9 protein-coding genes are annotated in these 7,228 nt (G+C 59.2%); 4 read left to right on the top strand and 5 right to left on the bottom strand.

Translation table 11 applies throughout. The features are described from left to right. A partial coding sequence (locus FEM54_RS19605) for a DEAD/DEAH box helicase family protein (RefSeq protein ID WP_171045871.1) occupies positions 1 to 960 on the bottom strand: 960 nt, incomplete at its 3' end. 217 nt (positions 961 to 1,177) lie between these two features. Here FEM54_RS19605 and FEM54_RS19600 point away from each other — a divergent pair. Then, positions 1,178 to 1,519 (top strand): hypothetical protein, encoded by a 342-nt coding sequence (locus FEM54_RS19600; protein ID WP_017137220.1) that lies wholly within the window; start codon positions 1,178 to 1,180, stop codon positions 1,517 to 1,519. On the opposite strand, the gene FEM54_RS19595 is transcribed toward FEM54_RS19600, so the two are convergent. The 3 genes from FEM54_RS19595 to FEM54_RS19585 form a co-directional block, all read right to left on the bottom strand. Beyond that, positions 1,516 to 2,697, bottom strand: a complete 1,182-nt coding sequence (locus FEM54_RS19595; RefSeq protein ID WP_138452557.1) for an aminotransferase class V-fold PLP-dependent enzyme — start codon at positions 2,695 to 2,697, stop codon at positions 1,516 to 1,518. The two genes, FEM54_RS19600 and FEM54_RS19595, sit on opposite strands and share 4 nt — an antisense overlap. Continuing rightward, a complete protein-coding gene (locus tag FEM54_RS19590) occupies positions 2,694 to 3,164 on the bottom strand; it encodes a RidA family protein (protein ID WP_138452555.1) in 471 nt (156 codons plus the stop codon). The genes FEM54_RS19595 and FEM54_RS19590 overlap by 4 nt, the downstream gene beginning before the upstream one ends. 90 nt (positions 3,165 to 3,254) lie before the next feature. Then, a complete protein-coding gene (locus tag FEM54_RS19585; RefSeq protein ID WP_138452553.1) occupies positions 3,255 to 4,127 on the bottom strand; it encodes a LysR substrate-binding domain-containing protein in 873 nt (290 codons plus the stop codon). Positions 4,128 to 4,285: 158 nt separating this feature from the next. On the opposite strand from FEM54_RS19585, the gene FEM54_RS19580 reads away from it, so the two are divergent. The 3 genes from FEM54_RS19580 to ccoM all read left to right on the top strand — a co-directional run bounded on the left by FEM54_RS19580 (position 4,286) and on the right by ccoM (position 5,294). Continuing rightward, the gene (locus FEM54_RS19580; protein ID WP_099548593.1) at positions 4,286 to 4,771 is read left to right on the top strand and encodes a lipocalin-like domain-containing protein; all 486 of its coding nucleotides are present in this window, start codon (positions 4,286 to 4,288) and stop codon (positions 4,769 to 4,771) included. Positions 4,772 to 4,872: 101 nt separating this feature from the next. Continuing rightward, entirely contained in the window at positions 4,873 to 5,034 is a 162-nt protein-coding gene (locus tag FEM54_RS19575) for a hypothetical protein (RefSeq protein ID WP_017137225.1), read from the top strand. Between the two features lie 143 nt (positions 5,035 to 5,177). Then, on the top strand, positions 5,178 to 5,294 hold the full coding sequence (gene ccoM, locus FEM54_RS34935; protein WP_276614677.1) for a cytochrome c oxidase subunit CcoM: 117 nt from the start codon (positions 5,178 to 5,180) through the stop codon (positions 5,292 to 5,294). A 201-nt stretch (positions 5,295 to 5,495) separates the two neighbouring features. Here the strand turns inward: ccoM and FEM54_RS19570 are convergent, their stop codons facing one another. Further along, the gene (locus FEM54_RS19570) at positions 5,496 to 6,971 is read right to left on the bottom strand and encodes an inorganic phosphate transporter (RefSeq protein WP_017137227.1); all 1,476 of its coding nucleotides are present in this window, start codon (positions 6,969 to 6,971) and stop codon (positions 5,496 to 5,498) included. Positions 6,972 to 7,228 lie beyond the last annotated feature (257 nt).

The following is a 7,228-nucleotide window of genomic DNA, read 5'->3' as shown; positions in this document are numbered from 1 at the left end:
GTCCTGGCCCAGTTGTTCCGGGGTGGCGGTGAGCAGCAGCACGCCAGGGATCACTTCGGCCAGTTGCTCGACCAGCGCGTATTCCGGGCTGGCTTTTTCTTCATGCCACACCAAGTGGTGGGCTTCGTCGACCACCAACAGGTCCCAGCCAGCAGCGAACAGCGCGTCCTGGGCCTTCTCGTCGTCCACCAGCCATTCGAGTGCAACCAGTGCAAGCTGGGTGTCTTCGAACGGGTTGGCGGCATCGCTTTCGATAAAACGCTCTTCGTCGAACAGCGCAACCTGCAGGTTAAAGCGGCGGCGCATTTCCACCAGCCACTGGTGTTGCAGGTTTTCCGGCACCAGGATCAGCACGCGGTTGGCGCGACCCGACAGCAACTGGCGATGAATCACCAGGCCGGCTTCGATGGTCTTGCCCAGGCCCACTTCGTCGGCCAGCAATACCCGTGGCGCGATACGGTCAGCGACTTCGCGAGCGATGTGCAGTTGGTGAGCAATAGGTTGCGCACGCACGCCGCCCAGGCCCCACAGCGAGGACTGCAACTGACGGCTGGTGTGTTCCAGCGTGTGGTAGCGCAGCGAGAACCAGGCCAGCGGGTCGATCTGCCCGGCGAACAGACGGTCGCTGGCCAGACGGAACTGGATGAAGTTCGACAGTTGGGTTTCCGGCAGGGTGACCTGCTCGTTCTGCCCATTGAGGCCGTGGTAGACCAGCAGGCCATCGACGTCGTCGACTTCCTGTACGGTCATTTTCCAGCCTTCGAAATGGGTGATGCTGTCACCCGGCGAAAACCTCACACGAGTGAGGGGCGCATTCCGTAGCGCATACTGACGAGTGTCGCCAGTGGCCGGATAGAGCACGGTCAACAAGCGCCCGTCCTGTGCCAGAACGGTGCCTAACCCCAGCTCTGCTTCGCTGTCACTAATCCAGCGTTGCCCCGGTTGATACTGCTGCGCCATGCTGCCTGACTCCCGCCGTGAAAAAGCCGACTATTCTAACGGAACACGGCTTCCAGACCAAAAGGAATAGCTGCAGCTTCAAGCTTTAAGCTCCAAGCGGCAAGAAAAAGGGCGATATGTTCGTCGGATAGATGACGATTGGTTCACAAGTTGGGGGCTTGATGCTCAAGTCGCCCCTCCCGCAGCCGACAGTCTGCGCAATAGGAGACTAAAAACCATGCTGCCACCCATACTGCCCTTGAGCGTTGTACCGGTCACGTCGCAACTTGATCCGGTGCGCCAGAAGCCGGATATCCCGCCCGTGGTGCCCGTGCAGGCCGGCTCCAACGAAAGCACCATCGACCTGAAAAAGGGCGATGCCGAGCAGTCGACTTTGTTACTGCGCGAAGAACAACGCCGCCAGCAAGAACAGCAGAAACGCCGGCGCGAAGCGGATGAAGACCCTGACGCGCACTTGGCGATCCCCGGCGATGAGCTCAACGCCGACAACACCGTGCCGGTAGCGCCGCTGATCGAGGACGCGCCGCGCCAGGGTTTGTGGGTGGACGTCGAGGTTTAATCGCGCAATTCGCGCAGCGCGGCGATCAGCAACTCGATGTCGTGTTCGGTGTTGAGTGGGCTGACAGAAACCCGCGCGATGCTTGTAAGACCCCGCGCCTGCATATCCAGAGGCGTGTAGGCCACACCATTGGCGCCGATGTTGATGCGCTTTAATCCCAGCCGACGTTTGAGTTCAAACGCCTCCCAGCCGGCGAGGTTAAAGGCGATCAATCCTGAGTGAACCGTGCCCAGATCGTGCAGGGAAACGCCCGGAATCTGACGCAGCACGTCGCGGATTCGTCCGCTAAGCTGCAAGACCCTTTCCCATGTCCGCTCCACGCCCAGTCGGTTAACTTCCTGCAACGCATTGCCCAACCCCGCCAATAAGGCGTAGGACACTTCGCTGGTTTCAAAGCGGCGGGCATCGTTACGCAGGTCGAACCCTTCAACGGTCCAGGGCGCCGAGAACACGTCGCGCTGGGCGGGGTTCAGGCGTTGCAGAAAGTCTGGTCGCACATACAGCAGCGCCGTACCCCGCGGCCCGCGCAGGTGTTTACGCCCGGCCGACTTGAGCACATCGCAGTGCAGCGCCTGCACATCCACCGGCAACTGGCCGACCGCTTGGCCGGCGTCGATGAAGTAGGGGATTGCGTGGCGCCTGGCCACTTCGCCGATGGCCTGGGCAGGGTTGATCAGGCCGCCGTTGGCCGGCAGCCAGGTCAGGTCGATCAGCTTGACGTTGGCATCAATCATTGCGTCCAGCGCCAATGGGCAGACTGCGCCGGTTGCATCGCAGGGAATCACCTCCACTCGGGCACCCGCTTGCACGGCCAACTGCATACTCGCCAGGTTGCCGCCCCATTCATGGCGCCCGACCAGGATGCGATCGCCCGGCTGCCACGGCCCCAAGGCCTGGAAAGCCAGGCTCCAGGCGGTTGAGCCGCTGCTGGCGAAGGCAATCGAGGAGACGGGCGCATTGAGTAATTGCCCAGCTGCGCGCCGGGCTTTTTCTACCAGGATCGCGCCATGCTCGCCGGCCTCCATCGGGCCATCGCGGGCTTCGCGTTGCAACTGGTCGATGATCGCGTCGAGGGTGGCTTGGCTCGGCAGCGAGGCACCGGCATGGTTGAAGTGCACGATGCCTGATTGGCAGCCAGGTGTGTCGTCACGCAGATGCTGGACCTGCAGCGGGCTCACGACAGCAGCTCGAAAATTGCGTCCACCTCCACGGCGACGCCGGCGGGCAGGCTCGAGACGCCGACGGCGGTGCGCACGTGCCGGCCTTTGTCGCCCAGGGCATTGACCACCAGATTGGATGCGCCATTGGCAACGACGCTTTGGCGCGTGAAATTGCCGCTGCTGGCGATGAACACGCCCAAGCGGAGAATGCGCACTACACGCGACAGGTCATCACCGACGGCAGCACTTAACTGGCCGAGCAAGCCCAACGCCGCCAGCTCTGCTGCCTGGGCACCTTCTTCATCGCTGAGGGATTGCCCCAGCCGGCCGATGTAGGCGGGTTTGCCGTCGAGCATAGGAATTTGCCCTGAGATAAACAGCTGGTTCTGGCTGACCACATGATTGATGTAATTGGCCGCCGGCTGGCTAGGGGTTGGCAGCGTCAGGCCAAGGGCTTGTACGCGTTGGCGGATGGAGTCGCTCATGTTGGATCCTCTTGGGTTAAGAGGTTTGAGCATGTTTGTTGTATCAATGGGCGACAAACGGATAGATCTCACTCGACGTATCGAAATAGCTCATGTATCGGCGCAGGTGTCTTTCAACCATTGACTGAAGCATTCGACCGCTTGGCTCGCAGGGCCTTGAGGCACGATCAGCCAGTAACCGATTTCACTGTGGTAGGGCGGCCAGTCAAAGGCTTCCACCAGGCTGCCGTCCTTGAGCCTGCGCTCTATCAGGCGGTGACGGCCCATGGCGATGCCTTGGCCAGCCACGGCGGCTTCGACCACGATGTTGTAGTCGTGCAGCAGCACGCGGGAATGGTGGTCGAGGTTGACCTGGTAGTGCGCCGACCAATCCGTCCACTCGAAAGGGCGGTGCGAGGTGGCCATCAACAAGGGCGCATTGTGCAGTTGGCTGGCCTTGAAGGCCGGGCTGCACACCGGTGAAATGACTTCCGCCATCAAACGCGTGGCCTGTACATCGGGCCAGTCGCCCTTGCCATAGCGGATGGCCAGGTCGACCTCGGCGGTGGCGACGTTGGCTAATTGAATCGCGGGCAGCAGTTCCACCTGGATATGCGGGTAGCGGTTGAGAAACCCGGCCAGACGCGGGGCCAGCCACAGGGTGGCAAACGAGGCCAGCAGGCCCACGCGCAAAATTGTGGTCGTGGGGGCGACTTTCTGCGCGCGGGTGGCGGCGGCGATCATATCGAGGGCCGGGCGGATTTCGTCGTAGTAACCTTGGCCGTCGGCGGTCAGATCAATCGCGCGGGTGCGTCGGATAAACAGTGGTTTGCCCAGATACTGTTCGAGCTTTTGCACTTGGTGGCTGAGTGCGCTCTGGGTAACCGACAACTCATTGGCGGCCTTGATAAAACTCAAGTGCCGCGCCACCGCCTCAAAAGCGCGCAGGGCCAGCAGCGGCGGAAGGTCATTGTGCAGTGCCAACTGAGTGCGCCTACAGGGTAAGTTGGAAAGTGTCGATTTTGGGCGATGTGCTTCCTTTTGTCGCCCGCAGATTCTCCTGTCGTAGTTTGGGGATATGCCCTACATCTCCCCGGGCAGCCGTGCGCAAAGCTCTGTGTCTTTTTTGAGACGGTAGAGCGATGAAACTCCCTATAAAGGCAAATGTGATCGGGTTGGCTGTTTCAATGGGCCTTTGCGCGGGCGCAGCAGCGAATGAGTCACCGCTGGTCGGGGCCTGGAAGCTGGTCGGCTATCAGGTCGAGTCCCAGGATACCCGTGAGAAAATTCCGGCAATGGGCAGCCGTCCTTCCGGGCGCGTTATTTTTACCGCGGATCATCGAGTGGCTTTCGTGTTGACCGGTGAGGGAAGAAAAGCCGGCGCTTCCGACGCTGAAAAATCAGCGCTGTTGAATACGCTGGTGGCTTATACCGGTATTGAGCGGGTCGAGGGCAATCAATGGTGCACAGAGGTTGATTCTGCCTGGAATCCGGCGTGGGTGGGGACGGTGCAATGCCGCGATTTTCAGGTCAGGGGCGATACGCTGGAAGTGCTGACGCCCTGGCGCCAAATGCCGAATTGGCCGGGGACTACACGTTCCATCATTACATTTGAGCGGGATAAATAAGCGCCAGGAAAGAGAAGTACGAGGATTTTCACCCTGGCATTTGCCGTCGAGCGGGAGAGGCCGCATTATTGAGCCATTCCCGCCACGACGTAAGCCCAGCCATGAGTGAAGACGACAAACTGATTGACCTGAATGCCGAACGTGCCAAACGTGTGCATGACTTGAATGACAAGCGCCTGAATGAGGTTCGCCAGGCATTTGAGCAGGCGATGCCGCTTGGCAAAGTTAAGAAAAAACCCAAGAACAAGCCGAAAAAGCGTTGAAACAGCCTGCATTTGTTGATGCAGGTCAGTTATTACCCTTCTTTAAGCCCCGTTGCGGGCGACATTGATCCCGGTCAATTTTCCACTCCGCCTTCTCCATTAACTTAGCCCTATCGCAACAGGGCATGAGCAGGAGGCCGGTCATGTTTTTCGATAATGTGGTGTTTGCCGGGGTGCTGACTGTCAGCCTCATGGTGCTGTTTTTTGTAGGGTTTGGGATTTTTATCTGGAAGGACACTAATAAGCGTAAAGAACCGTAAGTTCTTCTGGGTTACATGAGCACGCAAGGCATTTTGGGCGACTTCGGTCGCCCTTTTTTTTGCCTGCTATTTAATGTGATCGTTCCCACGCTCCGCGTGGGAATGCCGCCGAGGACGCTCTGCGTCCCGCACCTGTAGTTGTGAGATAAAAAAAAGCGCGATCCCCATCAGGATCGCGCCTTCTTTTTCAGCCGCAGCCTATCAACTACCCAATGCCTTGGACGCCAGCCAGAACAACCCGGCCGACAGGCCCACGGTTGCCGGCAAGGTCAACACCCAAGCCATCAGGATGGTCTTCACCGTGCCGCCTTGCAGGCCGCTCTTATTGGCAACCATGGTGCCGGCCACGCCTGAAGACAGTACGTGAGTGGTGGAAACCGGCAGGCTGAAAATGTTGGCCAGGCCAATCATGCTCGCCGTGGTGATCTGTGCCGACATGCCTTGGGCATAGGTCATGCCCTGCTTGCCGATCTTCTCACCGATGGTCAGTACCACACGCTTCCAGCCCACCATGGTACCCAGGCCCAGGGCCAGTGCGACGGCGAGGATCACCCAGAACGGGGCGTACTCGGTGGTGGCGGTCAAGTCTTTGCGCAGCTTGTCCAGGTCGGACTTCTCACGCGCATCCAGGCCCGGCAGCTTGCCGACTTTCTTCGCGGTGTCGTCCAGGCACAGCAAGTAGCGGCGCACTTCAATGCGGTGCTCGGCAGTCAGCGAGTGGTAGTCGGAAACGCCTTTCAGGGTTTCCATCAATGCATTGATAGTCGGCTCGGTCTGCTGCGGGTTGCACCGGAACTTGCCCGGCAGGTCGTCCTTCACGCTTTTGCCCAGTGCCAGGAACTCGCCGAGCGTGGCGTTATTGCGCTCGTAAAACTGGCTCAAATGCACGGTGGCATCGCGAGTACGTTCAATCTGGTAAGTGGTGCTTCCCAGGTCGAGTACGAACTGCGCCGGTACGATACCGATGAGCACCAGCATGATCAGGCCGATGCCTTTCTGGCCATCATTGGAGCCGTGTACGAAGCTCACGGCCATGGCCGAGATCACCAGTACCAGACGGTTCCAGAACGGTGGGTGCTTCTTGTCGTCAAGTTTGCGGCGCTGGTCCGGGGTCTTGTGCATTTTCGACAGTGGGCGCCACCATTTCAGGCCGATCAGCACCAGAGCTGCGACCAGGAAGCCGGCCATCGGCGAGAACACCAGGGAAGCACCGATATCGATGGCTTTCTGCCAGTTCACACCGTCAGCCAATGGGATGTCGTTGATCAGGGCATTGGCCAGGCCGACACCAAGGATCGAGCCGATCAAGGTATGGGAGCTGGAGGCCGGGATACCGAAGTACCAGGTGCCCAGGTTCCAGGTGATCGCCGCTGCCAATAAAGAGAAGACCATTGCCAGGCCATGGCCGGTGTTCACATTGATCAGCAACTCCACCGGCAGCAAGTGCACGATGGCGTAGGCGACGCCGACACCACCGAGCAACACGCCGAGGAAGTTGAACACCCCGGAGAAGAACACGGCCAGGTGCGGCGGCATGGCTTTGGTGTAGATGACTGTGGCCACCGCGTTAGCGGTGTCATGAAAGCCATTGATGAACTCGAAGGCGAGGACAAAGGCCAGGGCGAGCAACAGGCTCACTAGAACCCAAGCATCCAGTCCGCTGAATAAATCGATCATGAAGGTTTTCTGACCCGGTCGTAAGGGGGCGCGATTATGCCAGAAAACCTCAGTAATCGATGCATTAGCTGCTCATCGGTAACAATCTTCACTGAAAAAACACCGGGCAAAGCGGCGCATCCCAGGGTTTTCGGGGCTTTGGCAAGTCTTTGATTTATAAAGTGCGGGGCCGAAAAGACACGGATTTGTCATGCAAACGTCATGTCTGAAACATTTGTATGAAATTTCGTTGGCGGCAGCAGGACGCTGACCAATGG

This window comes from Pseudomonas edaphica, from assembly GCF_005863185.1.
Taxonomy (GTDB): Bacteria; Pseudomonadota; Gammaproteobacteria; order Pseudomonadales; family Pseudomonadaceae; genus Aquipseudomonas; species Aquipseudomonas edaphica.
This window is presented reverse-complemented; position numbering and strand designations above follow the sequence as displayed.